The sequence below is a fragment of the Colwellia sp. 6_MG-2023 genome, from assembly GCF_030547765.1.
Taxonomy (GTDB): domain Bacteria; phylum Pseudomonadota; class Gammaproteobacteria; order Enterobacterales; family Alteromonadaceae; genus Colwellia.
Map to the genome: position 1 here is coordinate 1 of NZ_JAUOPP010000039.1, position 22283 is coordinate 22283.

The window sequence follows — 22283 nt, forward strand, 5'->3', positions numbered from 1 at the left end:
TTTTTCTTGGTCGAAAGATCGGATCGTGGAACGGGCACTTAGTTCAATTTAATTAATTCTTATCCCGAGCTGAGGTTTTGTTAGAGCGTATGTAATGAGAATGTAGGGCTATGTAGGATGATTGTAGGGCGAATGTAGGGGCGACTTCAGTCGCCTGCTCTTATTATTAGGCGAATAAATTCGTCCCTACGATGATGTCGAACACCTTCGTCTAACAATGTTTTTTTAGTGCGTTTGTAGGCTGAATGTAGGGGCGACTTCAGTCGCCTGTTATTATTAGGCGAATAAATTCGCCCCTACGGTGATGTCGATCACCTTCGTCTAACAATGTTTTTTGTTAGGACGTATGTAGAGTGAATGTAGAGGCGTATGTAGGGCGCATGTAGGGGCGACTTCAGTCGCCTGTTCTTATTATTAGGCGAATAAATTCGCCCCTACGGTGATATCGGTCACCTTCACCTAACAATGTTTTTTTGTTAGTGCGTTTGTAGGGTGAACTTATTGATTTTCACTTAACTTTACATGCTGAATCAGCTCATCCATCAACTTTCTTTTTATCTCTAGTTGTTGCTCAGCTTTTAGGTTGTATTTCTCAGCTAATACTTGATAATCTTCAGGCGCTAAACTAACCGTAAGGCGAGGGCGCTTAGGGCGTTTATTAATAGAAAGTCCTAAAATATCACGAATTTGATCAGACGGGCTTAAACCAGCATCAAGCGCTTGTTTCCTAATGGACAATTGTATTTTCTCATCCATGTCAAAAGCGACTTGAACTGCTTTTATTGCCTTTATTGATGATTGCCACTTTTCCGGCATTTTATTTGTCATAAGAGTCTCTACTTACATCAATTACTATCGTATTAACTGGCAGGGTACATATCTATAATGTCAGTTAAAGGGCGATAAATAGTGAGAAAAACATCAGTATCACCATCTTGCCAAACTTCAACATCAACACCTTTACTTTGGTCTTCATTGTAAAGCGCATAAAACTCAAATTGCTCACCGCTATCTTTACCTTCATATTCACTAATGTTTTCGCTGCGATGATCTTTACGATGAAAATAACCAACTTTGGCGAAGGTACTTTGTTGGTACTGCTCGCTGCTCCAGTTGCTTGTTAAACTATTATCTGCTTTTTTCGTTAAAAAAGCTTCACCTGGCTCATCAAAAATTTCAGAAAATTCGTCTAAATCAAATAATGTTTCAACATCTTCAGGTAAAATCTTAAGGGCGAACTTTAATTCAGTCGCATCATCAACATCTAAAGATAGAAACAATAGTAGCTCATCGTTGCCTTGTAAGGTCCATTCTGTTTGAATATTATTTTCATATTCGTAACTGTTTACGGCTGTTACTTGTAGTTGTTGATTACGTAAGGTTTCGGGTAACGCAAAACTATCCGTTAAAACAATAATATCACCAACTAATAATTGATCTACGTGAGTCAGTTTACGTTGTACGGATTTGTCTTTATTGAATATTTTTTTTAAAAAACTCATCAAATATTACCTTCTCAATTGTTACTTTTAAAGAACTACTTTTAAATCATTACCAGTTAAGTCATTACTTGTTAAATAATGACCTTAACAATTTACTCAAATTGTTTTTAGTATTTATAGCCACAATAACAAAACAGCGAGTCACGCATTCAATCGTTACTCGCTGTTATAAACGTATTGTTTATTACTATTTTTGCTTCGCTTTAATACGATCTAATACTGAATTAGCACTGCTATTTTGTGAACCAATACCTGCAGCTTTAAGTTGTGCAGCTAATGATGTGTCAGAATCTTCTGATTCAAGTACTTCAGCAGCTTTCATTTTATCATCAAATTTCTGCTGTTTAGCTTTAATACGCTCTAAAGAATCTTTAGCACTTAACAGTTTAGAATTACTTGACGAAAAGTTATCAGTAATGGCAGACGTTGCTTTTTGCACGCTTTCTGTGGTTTTTACCATAGACAATTGACGTTTGTGCTCACTTACTTGACGCTCACTTTTCTTCACCAATTCTTTTAATCTTTCAGCATTACCTGCAAAGCTATCATGTGCTTGTTGTTGTGCTGTTAAATCGCTCTCTAAGGTTGAGATTTTTTCAGCAACGGCTAATGCTAATGTTTCATCACCTTTTTCTAGTGCTTGAGCAACATAACCTTCATGCTCGGTAATTTCTTTTTCTAAACGCGTTACTTCACGTTGTGCTGCCATTTGTTCAGCCATAACGCCAGTTAAATCACGTTTTGCTTTGGTTAAATGATTTTCAGCATCACGAATTTCTTGTTCAAAAATACGGGTTGCATTCGCATCAATAATTGCTTCACCAGCTTCAGAAGCGCCACCACGAATTGCGGTCATAATTTTTTTAAATATACTCATTTTTTCTCTCCTAAATAAGGTAACTCTACAATGTTAATATCAACGTCATTAGTTGATTAAAGTAAGTAGTCACTCATATCATCAATAACTTCAACAGCGTTATTACTTAATACCGCCAATTCGTGTTCTATATCGTTAAAACTTGAGCCGATAGAAAGCGCGCCAAAAACCACATATTTATCACCAATTTTTGAAAAAGATGACAATGGCATAGGAATGTTCATTTCTAACATACTCTCATGCATTGCTGGAATGCTATCAGGTTTTACTTCATCAACGCCCCAAAGGTAGCTAATGCATAATACTTGATCATCAGTTACAGAAACAAAAATGGGTAACTCTTCTCTACCTAAAATAGTAATTTGTAGTACATCGACTTCACCTGAAATTGGCTGACAATCAAAGTTCATTCCAGTTTCTGAGTTGTCGCCTAAACCATTTAAATGATCGGCTATAGTATGAATATTCATGTATTTCCTATCCTCAATTTATTTTCTTTCGGCTGACATATTATGTCAACGAGGTTTAATTTATCACTTTGACATATTATGTCAAGTTGTTTTGTTTACTATTTATATCTTTTTACCATTATTATTTGGTAAAGGCTGTACAAAAACTAAACACAGCATTGAACTAAGCACTTACCTAACGATTGTTCATAACACTATAAACACCGCCTATCATTGAACACCTTGTTGATTTGTCCAAGCTTTTTGGTGAAGTTGATATAAGGTGTGGCTACCTAACGTGTTTATAGCAATATTTTCTTCGTTTTTATAGAAGTCATTAGGAAAAACAAAGGCGGCTTTTAATATATCTAAATTAAGCCAAGTATGTTCAACCGGTAGCTTATCTAACTTATTTAGTCGTGCTAAAGGGCTTGCCCCCATTTTAGTTGCAATAGTCCAGCCCCACTCGCCAAAACTTGGCACATTATCATGATATTGTTGTACATGATTATAATCAGCGGCTTTCAAGGTTTTTCCTATAGAAATAAAAGAATCTTTAGCATGGTACGGGCTTGTTGACTGGATCGCGATTATGCCATCACCGGCAAGTAGTTGCTTTAATCGAGCATAAAAATTAACTGTATACAGCTTATTTAAATCTGGGTGGCTAGGATCAGGTAAATCCACAATAATCGCATCAAATATTTGGCCAGATTTAAGTAAGGTATTAATAGTCAGAAAGGCATCACTGCGTAAAACAGTCACGCGCTCATCTTGCAAACTATTTTCATTCAAATGAGCTATTTTCCGTGCTAAGTTTGCATTTAAGTGATCTTTGGGATTCTGAAAAATATCAATTAGTTCACTATCTAAATCAATCAAGGTGACATTTTTAGGTGAATACTTCAGCACATCGCGTAGCGCCAAACCATCACCACCACCAATAATTAAAATATTATCATGACGTGCTGATCCCGCTAAAACAGGCGCAACTAAATAGTCGTGATAGATATGTTCATCAATAGAAGAAAACTGCAAACGGCCATTAATATAAAAATTAATAATACTACTTTGTGTATTACCTAACGCTGAATCGGTAGTGTTTAACCCCATTTCTCGTTCAGTAAAAGTAAGCTGTTGGTAATTGGTTTTTTGAACATGCACTACTTTATCTAAATAGAGCAAACTATTCATTTGGTTGAGCCATTGATTGCCATAATTAAACATAACAACAATAAGCACAGCTAAACAAATATGGCCTACAACAAACATTTTCGGCCAATGTAAGTGTCGCCAATAGCGCATAATAAAGAATGCGCCTGCAATTAAGTTTAAGCTAGCCGTTAAAGCAGCAGCTTTACTTATATCGATACTCAAGAGAAATAAAACCCAAATAGCAGCACCTAAACCAGCACCTATATAATCAGCGCCATAAATAGTACCTAGATTATTAGCAAGGTGTTGACCATGAATTTGTTCGCGTATGCGGGCAATTAATGGAATTTCCATACCAATAAAAAAGCCAACAACAACCCCAAAAAAATAAGGGCTCTTAATAGCAAGAAAGCTTAATGTGTTAAAAAGCCCACCTTGGGGCAACATATCTGGTGGCAGGGCGAACATATCAGCAATAATATGCGGTAATGTTTGGGTAATAGCGATTAATCCGCCAATAAATAAAATAGCGCTTGAGCCAAGTAAGGCAATAATTAATTCTAAATATACAAAACCATTAAAGGCGCAACGTACTTTACGAGCAGCAAAGGCGCCTAACCCCATCGACACTATCATTAAGCCAATCATGGTATAAATAGTACTTTCCATAACACCAAGCACTCTGCCAGCGTAGTGAGAAAGAAGGTATTCATAAATTAAGCCACAACCAGCAAGAATAGCCATGGTTAAAATTAATAGTATATCGTCAAGCAGGCGTGAGTCTTTTGAAAGCATATAATCAAATTCAGTAAAAATAGAAAAGGTGGTTCACAACGAAAAAGTAGCGAGTATTTGTGATATAAATACTCGCTACTTAACGTGTTAACTAACTAATTGTTGAACGTTTTTTAGCATTCATAAGTTAGTAGATATAACGCATTAAGCCATTAACGCCGTTAATATTAACGCAATAGAAATACTGGTCGCCATTTCAATACTAGCAACACCAATATTATGTTGTTGATCCACTTCTTCTACTAAATTAATACCCCACAAGACAATGCGTTTTGCGAGCGAAGTTAACAAAGATACTAGTACCGTCATAATAAGCCCGAATACTAACCAGCCAAGTAGGTTTACCACTAAGGTATCTGGGCTATAAATAAGAAAATGGCTTGCAGCTGTTACCGCAAGTGCCGTACTAATTACTTGGCCACTGTAGCGTATCGCAAGTGCTAATTGACCTTCACTTAACGCTTCTTGTAAGCAATCTTCTTGATTGTTTTTAGCATACTTACCTTCACGAATACGCGTTACTAATACCAGCACCGCTTGTGCAACAATAAAACCACTAGTAATAGCAATAAAAGTGGCTAGGCTTAAACCGTCAACCCACAACAACACCGAGCGAATAATAATTGCGGTAGCAATAGCACCTGCCGCATCAATAATACCTATGCTAAGGTTTTGCTCTTTTATCAACTCAGTTTTATTTAAATGCTGTAAGGCAATTTTGTCTTGCACAATACGGCCTACTTTAATTAATACCAAACCGTATGTACCGTAGGCGAGCATACCGACTATTTCCATTAAATAACTAGGAGCATTTTCGCCAGTAATTGCGCCAGTTAACACAATACCTAGGGCTAAAATACTACCAGCGACACTCACACCAAAAGCAAAGTTATCTTTATGGGCTAATTCTTCAGTCGTATTAACCTGGCTGGTTAATCCTAATAAAAAGCGCATAGCACCTAAAAGCGCAATGGCAATGGTAATATCGATAGCTAAATAAATGAGGAGTTCTTGATTTACACCAACAAGCTCAATTAATGTATTCATAATATATTTCGTTCCTATTACTGGTTACTTACCACGTCGAAAACTGCGTGAAGTGTTGGTCTTTGAATTTCTAAAACTTGAGCTTTTGCTTTTATTTGAATAGCTACTTTTACTGGCAAAGCTGCTTTTTTTAGCAGTATTACTGCGAAAGCGATTAGCGCTAGTTTGTGCGGTTTTACTTTTACTTGATAAGCTCGAAGAGCCGGTACGGTTTTTACTATACGGACTAGTAAATTTTTGTCCTCTACTCGCAAATGATTTTTTAGTACGCTCATCAAGTTTAGTTTGATTATTTAACTGGCTAGGTGAGCTATAACGCGTTCTTCCATAATCATTGTAATAGCTGTAATTACGGCTTCTACCCCAATCATTATAATAAGTACGACGGCCAAGTAAGTCGCCCATCATCGAGTACATACCATACCATGCCCAAAACGACATACCATTACTGCCCGTTTGCCAGCTACCATAACTTGGGTTACCAATAAGTTGCTCACCGGTACCAAAATCTTGTGCATTATTGGCGTTTTGACTTTGTGCTTTTGATAACGAATTAACACGTGGTAATTGTCCATCAGACATATCAGCTAACACATTGAGCGGATCACTTAATGCTTCAGAAAATAATGTTGGGTCGGCCGCTTGATAAATATTAAGTAATTCATCATAAAGTGCTTGGCTTGACGCAAACATTTGCGGGGTGTTTTTTGCGGTATTTATCCGATCAAGCAAGGATAAGTACATTGCCCCTTGTACCGTGGCATCTTTTTTAAATTCATTAATTAATGCCGATAAGTTTGGTTTTATCGCCAATACTTTTTCTGCATATTGTTGAATTAAAACAGCATTACGTACCTGGCCATTTTTTAGGGCATCACCCAATTGCGCCACACGTTGCTCGGTAATCGGCAATTGTTGTAAAGCTTGTTCTTTAATTGGATCTCCACAAGCAGACAAGAATAAAATAGTGACTATAAATATAGTTTTAGTACACATATTTTTAAAAAACTGCTGAGGAAAAGAGTATTTTAGCTTTTGCATTACTGCCATCATCTCCATAAAGTGCTATGTTATTCTTAAGTTAATGTCGTATTAATAGCACTAACGACATATTATGTCTATTGTCTTAATGTTTATCTTGTATCAACTTGGTATTAGCAAAATAAAAAGGAACGCTTTTGTCACTTCTCACATTGTCTCAACTTAATGATAATAAGTTACTTGAACAGCAGCAACATAAAAGTTGGCAGCAGTTTAGCCAGCAGCACGCTGAAAGTTATCAAATACTAACACAGCAGCAGCTTGAACACTTTAAAATCGCAATTACGTTAAGTGATTTTGTATTAGCAAGTGCATTGCAAGCACCTGAATTAGTATTAGACTTATTTGTAAGTAAAAGTGTTTATCTTACTTCCACTCCAGCGTACGAAACTTTATTACAAGATTTACTAATTGACTGTAAAAGTGAAGAGCAACTACATAAAATTTTAAGAAACTTTCGTTTGCAGCACATGGTTAATATTGCCATTGCAGACCTGGTACTGAACATTGATCTTGAAAAATCGTTAGAAAGATTGTCGTTACTGGCAGATGCTCTTATTCAAACAAGTTTGCATTGGTTAACTGAGTTTTGTCAGGAAAAGTGGGGGGTACCAACCAGTAATGACGGTCAGCCACAACCGCTACTTGTTTATGGTATGGGTAAACTGGGTGGGAAAGAGCTGAACTTCTCGTCTGACATCGACTTAATATTTGTTTACCCTTATAGCGGTGAAACCAAAGGCTGCCGCCGTAGCTTAGACAATCAACAGTTTTTTACTCGTTTAGCGCAAAAACTTATCACTTCACTTCATCAACAAACGGCAGACGGTTTCGTCTATCGAGTTGATATGCGATTAAGACCTTTTGGCGATAGTGGTCCACTGGTATTAACATTCAATGCCATGGAAGATTACTATCAAGAGCAAGGCCGAGACTGGGAACGTTATGCCATGTTAAAGGCAAGGGTTATTCCTAATTTAGCAAGCTCAACAATGCCAGAAGAAGATTATCATCAGCAATTAACGGCTATGTTAAAGCCTTTTGTTTATCGTCGTTATATCGATTTTAGTGTTATTGACAGTTTGCGCAAAATGAAAAGTATGATCTCGCAAGAGGTACGCCGCAAGCAATTAGTCAATAATATTAAACTCGGTGCGGGCGGTATTCGAGAAATTGAATTTATCGTTCAAGTATTTCAATTAATCCGAGGGGGCAGAGTTGAAGAATTACAGCAACGCAATTTACTCACCGTTTTACCTCAACTAGTTATTGCTGGTGAGCTAGAAGAAGACAATAAAAGCGTTTTACAAAATGCCTATTGCTTTTTACGCCGCGTAGAAAATATTTTACAAGCTTTAGCTGACAAACAAACTCAAACGCTACCTGAGAATGACTTAGACAAACAACGACTACTTACTGTTCTTAAAATCGACACTTGGGAAGACTTTATGCATGTGCTGCAAGGGCATATGAATGATGTACACGAAACCTTCGAGCAATTAATTGGTGTTGAAAGTCCGAATCATCAAGCAGAAGATCAACATTGGAGTGTACTTTGGAATAGTCGTTGGAGTGATGAAGAATCTATCGCTTGGGTTGAACAAGAGCAAACCACACAAGATAGCGTAATATGGAATAGTGAAGCGATTTGGCATTTATTATCAGACTTTAGAGATGACGTCAGTAAGCGCAGCATTGGCAGCCGAGGCCGACAAGTATTAGACAAACTTATTCCTTTATTGATATGCCACATTAAACAAGCCAAGCAAGCTGAATTTGTACTTGAACGAGTGTTGCACGTATTTAAAAGAATAGTAACTCGCACTGCCTATTTAGAATTGTTATTTGAAAATGAAGGCGCTCTAAAACAATTAATACACTTATGCCAAGCAAGTAGTTGGGTAACTGACTATATTGCCAAATACCCTATTTTATTAGATGAGTTGATTGACCCAACGTTACTGCATAACCCGCCGCAGTTATCGACTTACGGCGTTGAGTTAAGAGAAAGTATGTTGCGTATTCCTGAAGAAGATCTTGAAGCGCAAATGGATGGCCTACGTCTTTTCAAGCAAGCACAACAATTACGTATTGCCGCCGCTGATATTGCCGGTGTTTTAGATGTGATCACTGTCAGCGATCATCTAACCGCTTTAGCTGAAGCCATTATTAATGAAGTTATAAACATTGCTTGGCAGCAAGTGGCGAACCGTTTTGGTGTACCAACCTCAACCATTGATAGTGAAAATAAAGGCTTTGGTGTTATCGCTTACGGCAAAACAGGTGGTAAAGAGTTAAGTTATGGCTCAGATCTAGATTTAGTCTTTGTGCATAACAGCCCTCAAGGTGAAGAAACCACAGGGCTTGCAGGCGGTAGTAAAGTCGTTTCATCAAGTCAGTTTTATGTCAAATTTGCTCAGCGTATTATGCATATTTTTAACACTCGCATGAACAGCGGTATCCTATATGAATTAGATATGCGCTTACGTCCGTCGGGTAATGCGGGCATATTAGTCATTCATATCAATAATTTTGGTCAATATCAGCAAGAAGAAGCATGGACCTGGGAACACCAAGCACTGGTGCGAGCTCGTATTGTTTATGGTAATAAAGCGATTATTGATATCTTTAAAACAATACGTGAAGAGGTACTAAATAAAAGCAGAGATAAGGTTAAGTTAAAAGAAGAGGTCAAAATGATGCGCGAAAAAATGCGTAATCACCTTGATAAATCGACCGATACTCACCTTGATATTAAACAAGGTGCAGGCGGTTTAGTCGACATTGAATTTATCGCACAATATCTAGTTTTAGCACACAGCTGTGAACATAAAAGTCTAACAGAGCGTTGCGACAATTTAGGTATTTTTAAGTTACTAGCAAAACTGGATATATTAACCAGTGGTGAGCAAGATATCTTAACCAGTAATTATCAACAGCTCAGACACCTAGGTCATGTCGCCACGCTACGCAATGAAAACTTACTTATAGATAAATCCTTATTACCAAAAAAAGAACAAGTAACTGCACTTTGGCATAAGTTTATTGAATAATTTATTCGCCTAATAATAAGCACAGGCGACTGAAGTCGCCCCTACATTCACCCTACATATGCCTTAACAAAGAACATTGTTAGGCGAAGGTGAACAATATCACTGTAGGGGCGAATTTATTCGCCTAATAATAAGAGTAGGCGACATTTGTCGTCACTACTTCACCCTACATACGTCCTAACAAAACATTGTTAAGGCGAAGGTGAACCACATCACTGTAGGGGCGAATTTATTCGCCTAATAATAAGAGCAGGCGACTGAAGTCGCCCCTACATACGCCCCTACATTTACCCTACATATGTCTTAATAAAGAACATTGTTAGGCGAAGGTGAACGACATCATCGTAGGGGCGGATTTATTCGCCTAATAATAAGAACAGGCGACATTTGTCGTCACTACTTCATCCTACATATGCCTTAACAAAAAACATTGTTAAGGCGAAGGTGATCAACATCACCGTAGGGGCGAATTTATTCGCCTAATAATAAGAGCAGGCGACAGTTGTCGTCATTACTTCACCCTACATACGTCCTAACAAAAAACATTGTTAAGGCGAAGGTGATCAACATCACCGTAGGGGCGAATTTATTCGCCTAATAATGAGAGCAGGCGACTGAAGTCGCCCCTACATAAGCCTCTACATTCACCTTAACCAAAAACATTGTTAAGGTGAAGGTGATCAACATCACCGTAGGGGCGAATTTATTCGCCTAATAATAAGAGCAGGCGACTGAAGTTGCCCCTACATACGCCCCTACATTCATCCTACATACGCTTTAACAAAGAACATTGTTAGGCGGAGGTGAACAATATCACCGTAGGGGCGAATTTATTCGCCTAATAATAAGAGTAGGCGACTGAAGTCGCCCCTACATACGTCACTACTTCATCCTACATACGCTTTAACAAAAAACATTGTTAAGGCGAAGGTGATCAACATCACCGTAGGGGCGAATTTATTCGCCTAATAATGAGAGCAGGCGACTGAAGTCGCCCCTACATTCATCCAGCATTCATCCAACTTTCATCCTACATACGCACTATCTTTGTCATTTCGTTGAGCACTTAATAGGGAATTCCATGCGTGTAGCTATTCAGAATGACAACCGTCCAAGACGGTAAATATGCTAAAGATCAGCTATACTCGAAAAACATAAGCAAAGGATTATTTATGAACATTCAACATCACGGTGCGGTAAATGGTGTAACTGGCTCATGTCACCAACTGCATATCAACAAACAAAACTCACTCCTTATTGATTGTGGCTTATTTCAAGGTACAGAAAAAGATGCGGACTTTAGCCTTGAATCCAATAGCGAGGTAAACAATGCCGCACAACTTTCTATCGACTTTGACATAAGCACAGTACGGGCACTCATTGTTACCCATTGCCATATTGATCACGTTGGTCGAATACCTTATTTACTCGCGGCAGGTTTTCGTGGGCCAATATATGCCACTAAAGCGACTGCTCAATTATTACCTATGGTCATTGAAGATGCTTTAAAAGTTGGTGTTACTCGCAATAAATCAATTATTGATGCCTGCTTAAGGTTGTTAAAAACACAACTTATCCCCGTAGGTTATAAACAATGGCAAACGATAGACTTAACTAATAAAGCTGTTGCGAGTAAATTAGGCACAACCGCTAAAGTTAAATTTCAAATGGCAGGACACATTTTAGGCTCTGCTTATATAGAAGTAGAAATAGCAACACCAACAATAACCGCGACTAACCATAAACATCGCATTGTATTCTCTGGTGATTTAGGTGCGCCATATGCACCTTTATTACCAGTACCTAAAAGTCCTTACCGCGCAGACACCTTAATTATAGAATCAACCTACGGTGATAAAAACCATCAAGGTAGAAAAGCGCGTAGCCAACAATTGCAACATATTATAGAAAAAGCCGTGGCCGACAATGGTGTGGTACTTATTCCAGCCTTTAGCATTGGTAGAACACAAGAGTTATTGTACGAACTTGAAGGAATCATCTTTGAGCAACAACGCTCCCAGCAACAAAAATCTCAACAAGAAACAAAGCCAGCAGCTCAAGCCCATCAGCTGGCAACAATGTGGCAAAACATCGATATTATTGTCGACTCACCTATGGCGGCAAAATTTACTGAACAGTATCGAAACTTTAAAACCTTATGGGACAAGGAAGCGAAACGTAAACTTAAGGCCGGTCGTCATCCTTTAAACTTTGAACAGCTTTATACCGTTAACAGTCATCAAGAGCACCTTGACACTATCGCTTATCTAGCCAAAGGCCGAAATTTCACTAACGCCAAACCCGCTATTGTTATAGCCGCGAGTGGTATGTGTAGTGGTGGCAGAATAGTCAATTACCTTAAGCAGTTTTTAACTGACAGCACTACCGATGTGCTTTTTGTTGGCTATCAAGCACAAGGAACCTTGGGGCGCAGTATTCAACAATACGGGCCAACACTCGCACAGCCCAATAAACAAGGTTATGTTTATATTGATGGTAGCCGGGTAACAATTAATGCCATGGTGCATACTATTAGTGGATACTCCGCCCATGCCGATCAAAATGGCCTCGTTAATTTTGTTAAGCGTATGCATCATAAACCGCAGCATATAAAAATAGTGCATGGTGACGAAAACGCGAAACAAGCGTTAGCACAAAAGTATCAACAATTATTACCAAGTGCCAAAATAGAAATTCCAACGGGCTAATCACCAACATAGTACTCGGCTGTTAAAGCAAACTTAATTAATAAGCGCTAAAGAGTATTAGCAGAATTATAGCTAAGCACTGTTATATTGTTTTTATCGCACTTATATAAGTGTTTATATTTAGCATTAATGATTAAGAGTAAATAAACAAATAAAGAAAGTAATGTTAAGCCGCCAATATAAGCACCAATATAATGCGGCAATAAAAAGCACAATTAAAGCGACAAAAACAAACTACAAAAATAAGCGACAAAACAAAAAACTCAGCACACTACTAATGAAGTAACACTAAAATAGCGTAAGGTAACACGCTATAATTTCATAATTTATTCGTTAAAATCACCATTAATATGAATATAACCGTTTTAGCAACTCTTTTTTATCATAGTTAATTCATCAGCTGGGGTATTTTAAAATTTTTTATCAACTACATTGCTATTAATAAGCAGAGTTCAGCATTCCTCATCAACCCCACCAAAAAAATCAGTGCCGCCCTGTCGCTAGGTATAGTAGCTATAGTGAGAATAGTAGGTGTAGTAGGTATAGCTCAGCCCAGAATAACCAGTGCGGCTGAGTGCAATCAACCATAAACAAGGTCCGTTAGTTCAAATAAACAGCGATAATGTTACACACAATAAACAGTAAGGTAATAAAAGAACAAAGTTAGAGTTGAAGAATAAAGTCATAAAAAACTATGTAGGAACCAACAAAAATTTAACAAAAAAATAACATACGAAACAACAGGTAACATCTTAGGTGGAACTTTTTTCTCGTACACTGTTTGCAACACTATTACCGTGTGATTAGCTCGTTAGTTTGCAGTTAGTACAATAGATTTTATCTTAAGGTTTTTGGGGTGAATTACGTGCAGCTATTGATACTAAAGGCTTGTACAGTAGTTGCTCTAGTCAATATAGACGGTTGACAAATGCTGAAATAGCAAGCTCGCACAACAAGCAATAGCCAGATCTGATCACCAGATTACAACAAATTACAATTTATAATAAATTTGTCGCTTATATATAAGAAATAATTAACTTTATGTGTTGATTATTAAAAAATATAAAGTTACTATCTTTTTGAAACATGTAGGTTGTAGGTGATATTTTGTTTTACGTATTTTGTGATTTGTTGCGTAAAGTTCAGTTTGAAGCAGAATTCCAACATGATATTGTTTCAGGTTTAAAACTATGAACAACATGTTTCTACAACAAAAAATATTTGCCAATAAAAACATGATGGCAGATACTTTTTGTGCGTAAAGCATGATAATGTTGTAAACCGAAAACACGATTTAAATGTACTCATATGTTGGCATATGAAGTATTAAAGTAATATTTAAGTGATAGGAACACTATAATGGTTAATAAAACTCAATTTTATAAAACAAAAGTAGCACTCGCTGTTGTACTAAGTTTAGGCTTAGCAGCATGTGGCGATTCAGACGGCGATGCAAATACATCAACTTCAGAATCTGTAGTTGAAGACAATGGTGGTAACACAAGTGAACAAGCACAAGGTACAGGTTCTGTACAAGGTACTGTTCTAGATACTAACGGTTTACCAGTAATGGGCGCTACAGTGTCATTAGCTGGTAGCACAGTAACAACTGATGCGAGTGGTTACTATCACTTCTCAAGTGTTCCTCTATCAGGCGTAGACGGTTCTAATGATCCTAACGCTGCATCAGCTTACACAGTTACAATTACAGGCCCAGACGGCTATGCTAGCGGTACAGTAAGTGTAACTACTAATAATATCCAGATTGATTCTGGTAACAACGGTACTAACAACGACACAACAACTGATAACGGTGAGCAAATCACTTGGTTTGACGGTTTCTTAGCACAAGCAGAAACAGCTAACTTACCAATGTTCTCAGCTCAAGTAACTGGTGTTTTACGTGATTGTAACACAGGTGCTGCTTTACCAGCTGGCGTTAAAGTTGCTTTAGACTTTACTGCAGTAACTACTACAGGTACAAACGGTAATTCTAGTGTAGACCTAGGTGTTCCAACATTTACTACAGTAACTGGCGAAAATGGTACTTTCTCTTTTGATGCATTACCTACTGACTCTGATTTAACTCTAGCAGTTGAAGGTTATACTTCAGTATCAAATACTGGTACTCCTACTGAATTTGAATTAGGTGGCGTTAGCACTATTTCTGAAGGTATCGTAAACAACCTTGGCGATATGAACGTTTGTATGATCACGTCTAACGACGATGTTGAACCATACATTGCAAGTGTAGCTGGTTCAATTGATACAATTGAAGCTGCTGATAATTATCAATATGTTGTATTAAGCAAAGGTATTGATGGTACTACAGGTATCACACTTAACTTTAACGAAGCTATGTCAGCTGCAAACTTCGACGCATCAGACGTTGTTGTTACAAAAGCAAGCGGTTCTACTTCTTCACAAATTGAATTAGATATTGCTCTTAATACTGATGGTACTCCAAATGTAACATTAGCTGCTGACGGTATGTCGTTAACAGTTGTTCTTGCTGATGCATTAGAAGATGGTCAACGTTTCTCAGTTTGGTTCCCACAATGGCAATACACTGATACTAGCGGTAACGTAATTGTTACTGGTGATGGTTCGACTACTTCTGGTGACCCAGATTCAGATAACCTTATTATTGATGAAGGCGCTGATTTCGGTGGTAGTACTGAATTCGGTATCGCAAGTGATGTATTCTCTCAACAAACTGGTAAAATTGGTTACATCCGTACACGTCTATGTACTTATGTTTCACCATCTGAAACACCAACAGGTCTTACTGCTGAGCAAGAAGTTAAAACATTAGATTCTTCATTATTAGCTGTTAGCCCTCTTTGGGAAAACTCAGCGTCAGGTACTGACAATGTAACTAACTTAAACGGTCAAGAAAGTACTGTTGCTGGTAAAGATACTGGTGAGCGTTTATTAGAACGTTTTGGTTCTGCTGACTTAACGTCTATCACTAACAACACAGCTGTTATTGTTGGTTCAGTACAAAATGCAACAAATGTGGTTGCTACAAGAGTTAAAGGTTCTGGTAACAACGGTTCAGATACTCCTTCTTCTACAGGTGCATTTGAAATTGCTGTAACAGCAACTACTCACGGTTCTGAATACCTAATCACTCCAGAAGGTGCTTTCGGTGTTACTGGTGATACAATCACTGTAACAGTTGAAGATAAAGTTGCTCCTACAACTATCTTACAAGAAAACTATGAGTTATGGGCTCTTGAAGGTGATTACTCAGCTACAACAGCTAACGCAGGAACTGGTGCTGCTGGTTCAGGTGGTGAAGTAACTGAAGGTAGCGTAAGTGGTGATGAGGGTGACCCAATCATCTACATCCAACCACGTCACTTATCACCAACTTCAAGTACTAACCTTTCAGAACGTTATGAAGAGTTTTACGCGTTTGCATTTGATGTTGATAATGGTTTCACAGATCCACAACTTGCTAACGATATTAATGAAAACCAATTATATTCTGGCCCAGGTTTTGCTGCTTGGACTGGTCGTGGTAATAGCTTAGGTGTAGCTTTCTCAGAAACTATCGCTGTAGGTACTACTTCTCCAATAGAATCAGCGTCAGTTGACCTTACACTTACGGGTGTATTAAATGGTTTAACTACAGATATCGATGGTAACTTAATCGTAGGTACTGTTGATACTGCTGGTAACACTGAGATTCCTAAATCAGGTCAAGATTTAGCACGTTTCACTGTTGCTGACATGATTGCTTTTGCTAACAACGACCACAATGAAGCGATTGACTTCACTAACGGTTCAATTGTTGATGCTCGTGGTAATTTAGCTAATGCTAACTCAGCAGCACGTGTTGTTATTCAAGATGCAATGCCAGCATTCGTAACTTCTGCTCGTTGGGATGGTTCTAACATCATCATTAACTTCAATGAAGCAGTTAGCCCGAAAAATGGCGACGTTTTAAGATTAAGTGACTTAACTGGTGTAACACCTACTTACCCACTTACATTAAGCTCTTCTGCAACTTCTCCAACTGAAGGCGCTTATAGCTTAAATACTGCAGGTGATGAATTAACTGTAGCAATTGATGCATCTAACATGACTGGTCTGTTCCAAAACGGTACTAACAATGAGTTCGTATTCGATTCAGATGGTGATACGTTAACTGAAAATCACTTAGCATTAAACTGGGATGATATTGAAGATACTCGCGGAAACAGCTGGACAACATTTGACCGCGATGAGAACTCTGCTCTTACAGTAGATTCAGATGCTGATGCAACTAATGATCGTTTTGGTCGTTACTTAGTTGATGCACCTCGTTTCATGCTTTACAACGATGTTGGTATCTTTACTATCACTAAGCAAACAATCGGGTACTCTGATGCTGCTGCTACACCGACTGGTGATGATGACGGTAACGTAACTGCATTATTTAGCTTCAGTCATCCAATTGATTTATTAGATGATAACGATGGTTTAGGTGGTCGTTCTGCATTCCGTCAAGCATTAGATGCTGCACAAGTTGGTGACTATAACGGTTCATTAACATTAACAGATGCTCAAGTAAATGCTATCTTCCAAATTGACTTAGATGGTCCAGCAGGTGTTGGCGCAGCAGGTAACTTTGGTGATGTTGATAACTTATTACGAGTTACATTCAGCAGTGACTATAAAGTGATTACACTTGAAATGTCTGAAGTTGATGAGTCAATCATTGCAGGTACTTCACAAATTTCATTCACTACGCAAGTAGATAGTGTTATTACTGATGAGTACTTAAACAATGAAACTTACACAGTAGTTAACTCTAACTAATATTGGTTAATACCAAATATTAATTAGTTACAAATATTGTGAATAAAAAGGAGCCTTAGGGCTCCTTTTTTATTTATAATCTATCTACTCAGTTTTCTTATAAAACTAGCTAACTTTCTCATTATATTAATTTATAAAATTTCAAAGAGGTACACGATGAAAAAATTATTACTTTCGGCTGTTGTCAGCACAGTATTACTTAGCGCCTGTAGTGAAAATAACGACAGCGCGTCTATGGATTCTGCTACACAACAAGGCAATAGTGAAACAGTAGCTGCATTACAAAAGTCAGGCACAGGCATACAAGGCGCTTGGTCTTTTTGTCATGATAAGAAATTAGCAAAAGAAGACGTTGTTGAAAGTTGTAATTTATACGACAGCTATTTATGGCAATTTGATGACGGTGAAATCACGGTAGGCAAAGTAGCAAAACCGTTAGTCACTGAAAATTGTACAACGCAATGTTATGACGCAGCCTTAGCTGAGCTACAAGTCAAAAATTTAGCGAGTGGCAGCTATACTAAAGAAGACTATGCGGTAATTATTGACATTACTGACAGTAACGATGAAGTTAACTTTCCTAAATGCCAAGTTAGATGGAATATTATCGATCAAATTGATGATCAACATCAGCAATGGCAGTTAGAAAATGTCAATTGTACAACCCCTATTTTTGACTTCACGACCTGGGTTAAAAAAATTAACTAGATTTTAGAATGGATTAATAATCGAGCGTTGCTATTAACCCATTTACAGAATGACGGACTCTATCCGTCATTCTGAACATCCGTCGTCATTCTGGATAACCACCTATCATCCTGAACAACCACCGTCATTCTGAACTTGATTTAGAATCCCAATCGTTATTCTGCATACTTGATTAATCCGTTATCCTATCTACTATTCAACCACACGCATGAGGTTCCGTATTAAGTGACATACGGAATGACAAAGGAAGGGCAGCGGAGTGATGACTAATGTCGCCTGTTCTTATTATTAGGCGAATAAATTCGCCCCTACGTTGATGTCGCTCACCTTCGCCTAACAATGTTTTTTGTTACGGCGTATGTAGGGGCGACTTCAGTCGCCATTCTGAACTTGATTCAGAATCTCATTTTACAAGTGAATCTATTTTAGCTAAAGTACTCACCCAATAACTTGATACTATTTATTAACGGTATAAACACAATGCGTCTATTCATCCTTATTTTCTTTATTCTTTCGTTTTCATCCAGTGTACTTTCACAAAACTTAGATCTCGATAAGCTGACGGCGTTAGCTGAAAAAGGCATTCCTACACAACAATACAATTTGGGCTTCAGCTATTTTAATGGTCAAGGCGGCATACCAGAAGATAAAGAAAAGGGCTTGTTCTGGTTGAATAAGGCTGCGGAAGGAGCTAGCGGAGCTGTTCTGTATAAGATTGGCCGTTTATATGAGATGGGGCAAATCTACCCGCAAAACGCTGAAAAAGCATTTGAATACTATTTACGATCTGCAAAAGCAGGTGATCCATACGGTACTACCAATTTATCACTTATGTATATTGAGGGCCGCGGTGTAGAAAAAAATATTGAAGAAGGCATTAAATGGGCAGAAAAAGCGGCTAATAAAGGCTTTGTTAATGCGCAAGTCAACTTAGCAATATTGTACAGTACAAAGCACAATAACGATGCCGACAATGCTATTTATGATGAAGAAAAGGCAATGTATTGGTTTGGTGAAGCGGCACAAAAGGGGAATGTATTAGCGCATTATGAACTAGGTAAATATCACCTGAAAAATAAAGAATACGATAAAGCTTTTGGAAATTTCGATGAAGCAGTTGAAGGTGGCAATACAAACGCAATGATTATGTTGGCGATGATGTTTGAACAAGGTTTAGCAACTGAACAAAGTTCAGATAAAAGTTTAAAGCTATTGACGCTGGCATATCAAAAAGGTAATAAAAAAGCAGGGCATTATTTGAAAGCGTTTAAAACACAAAATATTAAAAAAACGCAACCTGACTCAAGTAAGTAGCTTTAAGTGTTGATTTAATTATATTGTAATTATCATGGGTATGGGCTGACCATACTCATGAATCCCCGCTAAACAACCATTGTTACCCTGAACAACCGTCGTCATTCTGAACTTGATTCAGAATCCCATTCGTTATGCTCAATAGCTGATGAATGGGTTGTCCTAACTACTATTCAACCACACGCACAAGACTCCTATTAAGCCAGCTACAAAATGACGAAGCTAGAGGCGTATGTAGGGGCGCATGTAGGGGCGACTTCAGTCGCCTGCTCCTATTATTAGGCGAATAAATTCGGCCCAACGGTGATGTTGATCACCTTCGGCTCACAATGTTTTTTGTTAGGTCGTATGTAGGGTGAATGTAGGGCGTACGTAGGGGCGACTTCAGTCGCCTGTTCTCATTATTAGGCGAATAAATTCGCCTCTACGGTGATGTCGGTCACCTTCGCCTAACAATGTTCTTTGTTAAAGCGTATGTAGGGGCGACTTCAGTCGCCTGTTCCTATCATTAGGCGAATAAATTCGCCTCTACGGTGATGTCGATCACCTTCGTCTCAAAATGTTTTGTTAGGTCGTATGCAGGTGAATGTAGGGCGTATGTAGGGGCGACTTCAGTCGCCTGTTCTCATTAGGCGAATAAATTCGCCCCTACGGTGATGTCGGTCACCTTCGTCTAACAATGTTTTTTTAGGGCGTATGTAGGATGAATGTAGGGGCGACTTCAGTCGCCTGTTCTTATTAGGCGAATAAATTCGCCCCTACGGTGATGATAATCATTTCTTGCATTGGGTGTTTTGTATTACTTATAAATAATTACCATCTTGATCAATTGCATCTAAGCGTAAACCATCAGGGTTATTATCATTCTCATCAAGAATCCATTGGCTCATACATTCTCTGTCTTCAACACAAGGATCCGTTAATGTTTCAATAAAGGCGACTAATTCAGCAACCTCAGTATCCGTGAGTGTGATATCTTCAATACTTGGTATACCTGCAGCGCGATTTTGAACGAGTTTATCAATAGCTCGTTGAGTGAAAATAACACTGTCTGTGGCATGAATTGCAGGATTTAACTGTGACCAGTCGTATTCATCTAATGCTTGTTGCGGATTTAAATGGGTACGAATAGCATGGCTAAGAGTTTTTGATGCACCAGAATGCCCCCACGGACCTGTAGCAGTAACATTGAGTAGCGAAGGTGTTCTAAATGCGAACATTTCATCTTCATCAAGGCTTTCTCTATAGCGACCAAAATCTTCAGTGCCAGACTCGCCATCGCCTTTACCGCGACCCAGTTGGATCATACCAATAACATGAAAGTCTTCGTCAGTGAAAAAGTCGCCGCTGTGACATGAACTACAGTTTGCACCACCATTTTCTTGGCTATTAAAAAAGAGTTTTGCACCACGTTTGGCTGTGTCGCTAATTGCGTCGTTATCACCTTGCACATATTGCTTCCAAGGTGTTTCTACAAACACTTGTGATCTTTCATATTCAGCAATGGCTTGAGCAATGTTATTGTAGGTAATTAATTCTTCTGCCGTGCCATCAGGCGCATCAAAGCCTTGTTGAAATTCTACTAACCAGTCATTTACTGCTAACATGCCCCCTAATGGGTTACCGTAATTACCAATACGTTGAGCTAAATTATCGCGAACTTCTGCGTTAGTTGTACCTTCAAAGTTAGTGTAGTTTTTCATTTCTTCGTCTGAAGTGACAGGAAACCTTGCTTGTGCGGCAACTAAATTGATACCCGCTGAGCTATCACTGGTACCAAAAGCAACATCAGGGGTGCGAATACCTAAGCCATCGTTACCATTTTTATTTGGTGTTTTACCTAAACTTTCTACCCGACCATCATGAAACATATAGCTATCCCAAAGGGCAATGTTAAATGTAGTAGGTGAGTTTCTTGGTACAGTTGCAGCACCACTGTAATAATGTTCACCTGTAACACTGTGAACACGACCAGGGCCTAACAAATCAGGTTGCTCAGCATCTACACCAACAGGTAAAGCAAGATCGTCACCACCACCTAACATAGGATGATGGCAGCTAACACAAGCAGAATCTAAATCACCACCTAAGCTTTTAGTATAAAATAATTTCATACCTAATTGAGCTTGTGGATCGTCAATGCTTGGTAGCTCTCGGTCAGTACTTGGATCACCCGTTAATTTTTGCGCAGTAATGATTTCTCTAAGTTCAGTGTCTAAAGTGATAACAGGATCTACTGGAGTATTATCATCTGTATTTGAATTATTGTCGTTACAACCAGCTAAAAATAGTGACAAGGCCAACATGATTGAACTATTTCTTAGTATTGTTTTAAAGCCCTTTTTTGGCGAGTTCGATAAAACTGAGCTGATAAAGTGTGAATTGTTTAGTGAAAGATTACTCATTTCAATCTTCCGTGATAGATTTCGGGACATGTTATTTTTCGCCATTTTATTTGAATTAATTTATTATTAATTTTAAAGTCGCTTAATTACCAATTTATGCTTATATAGCACTTAATTTACATGTAACTTTACTTATCAACTTTATTTATAAAGGAATGTAAACTTAAGTTTAATTGGTATAAATGCTACTTAAAATTTCAAGCAACAAAATATACGCATATTTGAAAATAACACAAGAATATTTTGTTACATTTAGCGTAATAAGCCGCCTAGGGGGATATAACCACATGTTAGAGATTCCGTATTAAGTGACCTACGGAATGACGAAGGAAGGGCGTATGCAGGTGAATGTAGGGGCGACTTCAGTCGCCTGTTCTAATTATTAGACGAATAAATTCGCCCCTACGGTGATGCCGATCA

General features: G+C 38.1%; 13 protein-coding genes. 5 read left to right on the forward strand and 8 right to left on the reverse strand.

The window, feature by feature from the left end; genetic code table 11:
- Nucleotides 1–498 precede the first annotated feature (498 nt).
- The 7 genes from Q4503_RS18005 to Q4503_RS18035 all read right to left on the reverse strand — a co-directional run bounded on the left by Q4503_RS18005 (nucleotide 499) and on the right by Q4503_RS18035 (nucleotide 6866).
- Complete coding sequence (locus Q4503_RS18005) at nucleotides 499–828, reverse strand: hypothetical protein (RefSeq protein WP_303603106.1); 330 nt, start codon at nucleotides 826–828, stop codon at nucleotides 499–501.
- Between the two features lie 32 nt (nucleotides 829–860).
- Nucleotides 861–1502, reverse strand: a complete 642-nt coding sequence (locus Q4503_RS18010; RefSeq protein ID WP_303603107.1) for a hypothetical protein — start codon at nucleotides 1500–1502, stop codon at nucleotides 861–863.
- Nucleotides 1503–1689: 187 nt separating this feature from the next.
- A complete protein-coding gene (locus Q4503_RS18015; protein WP_215973471.1) occupies nucleotides 1690–2379 on the reverse strand; it encodes a PspA/IM30 family protein in 690 nt (229 codons plus the stop codon).
- 56 nt (nucleotides 2380–2435) lie between these two features.
- On the reverse strand, nucleotides 2436–2849 hold the full coding sequence (locus Q4503_RS18020; protein WP_159821374.1) for a YjfI family protein: 414 nt from the start codon (nucleotides 2847–2849) through the stop codon (nucleotides 2436–2438).
- A 210-nt stretch (nucleotides 2850–3059) separates the two neighbouring features.
- A complete protein-coding gene (locus Q4503_RS18025) occupies nucleotides 3060–4778 on the reverse strand; it encodes a polyamine aminopropyltransferase (protein WP_303603108.1) in 1719 nt (572 codons plus the stop codon).
- Nucleotides 4779–4922: 144 nt separating this feature from the next.
- Nucleotides 4923–5825: a DUF350 domain-containing protein gene (locus Q4503_RS18030; protein WP_215973473.1), complete on the reverse strand. Its 903-nt coding sequence runs from the start codon at nucleotides 5823–5825 to the stop codon at nucleotides 4923–4925.
- A gap of 24 nt (nucleotides 5826–5849) precedes the next feature.
- Complete coding sequence (locus tag Q4503_RS18035; protein ID WP_303603109.1) at nucleotides 5850–6866, reverse strand: hypothetical protein; 1017 nt, start codon at nucleotides 6864–6866, stop codon at nucleotides 5850–5852.
- A gap of 137 nt (nucleotides 6867–7003) precedes the next feature.
- On the opposite strand from Q4503_RS18035, the gene glnE reads away from it, so the two are divergent.
- From glnE to Q4503_RS18060, 5 genes are all read left to right on the forward strand, one after another.
- Nucleotides 7004–9919: a bifunctional [glutamate--ammonia ligase]-adenylyl-L-tyrosine phosphorylase/[glutamate--ammonia-ligase] adenylyltransferase gene (glnE, locus tag Q4503_RS18040; RefSeq protein ID WP_303603110.1), complete on the forward strand. Its 2916-nt coding sequence runs from the start codon at nucleotides 7004–7006 to the stop codon at nucleotides 9917–9919.
- Between the two features lie 1172 nt (nucleotides 9920–11091).
- Nucleotides 11092–12627, forward strand: coding sequence for an MBL fold metallo-hydrolase RNA specificity domain-containing protein (locus Q4503_RS18045; RefSeq protein ID WP_303603111.1), 1536 nt, complete (start codon nucleotides 11092–11094; stop codon nucleotides 12625–12627).
- Between the two features lie 1359 nt (nucleotides 12628–13986).
- Nucleotides 13987–17436, forward strand: coding sequence for a carboxypeptidase-like regulatory domain-containing protein (locus Q4503_RS18050; RefSeq protein WP_303603112.1), 3450 nt, complete (start codon nucleotides 13987–13989; stop codon nucleotides 17434–17436).
- Nucleotides 17437–17592: 156 nt separating this feature from the next.
- Nucleotides 17593–18144: a hypothetical protein gene (locus Q4503_RS18055; RefSeq protein ID WP_215973476.1), complete on the forward strand. Its 552-nt coding sequence runs from the start codon at nucleotides 17593–17595 to the stop codon at nucleotides 18142–18144.
- A 480-nt stretch (nucleotides 18145–18624) separates the two neighbouring features.
- The gene (locus tag Q4503_RS18060; RefSeq protein ID WP_303603113.1) at nucleotides 18625–19458 is read left to right on the forward strand and encodes a tetratricopeptide repeat protein; all 834 of its coding nucleotides are present in this window, start codon (nucleotides 18625–18627) and stop codon (nucleotides 19456–19458) included.
- An 803-nt stretch (nucleotides 19459–20261) separates the two neighbouring features.
- Here the strand turns inward: Q4503_RS18060 and Q4503_RS18065 are convergent.
- Nucleotides 20262–21863: a cytochrome-c peroxidase gene (locus Q4503_RS18065; RefSeq protein ID WP_303603114.1), complete on the reverse strand. Its 1602-nt coding sequence runs from the start codon at nucleotides 21861–21863 to the stop codon at nucleotides 20262–20264.
- Between the last annotated feature and the right edge of the window lie 420 nt (nucleotides 21864–22283).

Excerpts from the sequence above, each read along its gene's own strand:
- Q4503_RS18045 (WP_303603111.1), top strand. The coding sequence starts at position 11,092 with ATGAACATTCAACATCACGGTGCGGTAAATGGTGTAACTGGCTCATGT.
- Q4503_RS18015 (WP_215973471.1), bottom strand. The coding sequence starts at position 2,379 with ATGAGTATATTTAAAAAAATTATGACCGCAATTCGTGGTGGCGCTTCT.
- Q4503_RS18060 (WP_303603113.1), top strand. The coding sequence starts at position 18,625 with ATGCGTCTATTCATCCTTATTTTCTTTATTCTTTCGTTTTCATCCAGT.
- Q4503_RS18020 (WP_159821374.1), bottom strand. The coding sequence starts at position 2,849 with ATGAATATTCATACTATAGCCGATCATTTAAATGGTTTAGGCGACAAC.
- Q4503_RS18050 (WP_303603112.1), top strand. The coding sequence starts at position 13,987 with ATGGTTAATAAAACTCAATTTTATAAAACAAAAGTAGCACTCGCTGTT.
- Q4503_RS18055 (WP_215973476.1), top strand. The coding sequence starts at position 17,593 with ATGAAAAAATTATTACTTTCGGCTGTTGTCAGCACAGTATTACTTAGC.
- Q4503_RS18010 (WP_303603107.1), bottom strand. The coding sequence starts at position 1,502 with ATGAGTTTTTTAAAAAAAATATTCAATAAAGACAAATCCGTACAACGT.
- Q4503_RS18035 (WP_303603109.1), bottom strand. The coding sequence starts at position 6,866 with ATGCAAAAGCTAAAATACTCTTTTCCTCAGCAGTTTTTTAAAAATATG.
- Q4503_RS18065 (WP_303603114.1), bottom strand. The coding sequence starts at position 21,863 with ATGAGTAATCTTTCACTAAACAATTCACACTTTATCAGCTCAGTTTTA.
- Q4503_RS18005 (WP_303603106.1), bottom strand. The coding sequence starts at position 828 with ATGACAAATAAAATGCCGGAAAAGTGGCAATCATCAATAAAGGCAATA.
- Q4503_RS18025 (WP_303603108.1), bottom strand. The coding sequence starts at position 4,778 with ATGCTTTCAAAAGACTCACGCCTGCTTGACGATATACTATTAATTTTA.
- Q4503_RS18030 (WP_215973473.1), bottom strand. The coding sequence starts at position 5,825 with ATGAATACATTAATTGAGCTTGTTGGTGTAAATCAAGAACTCCTCATT.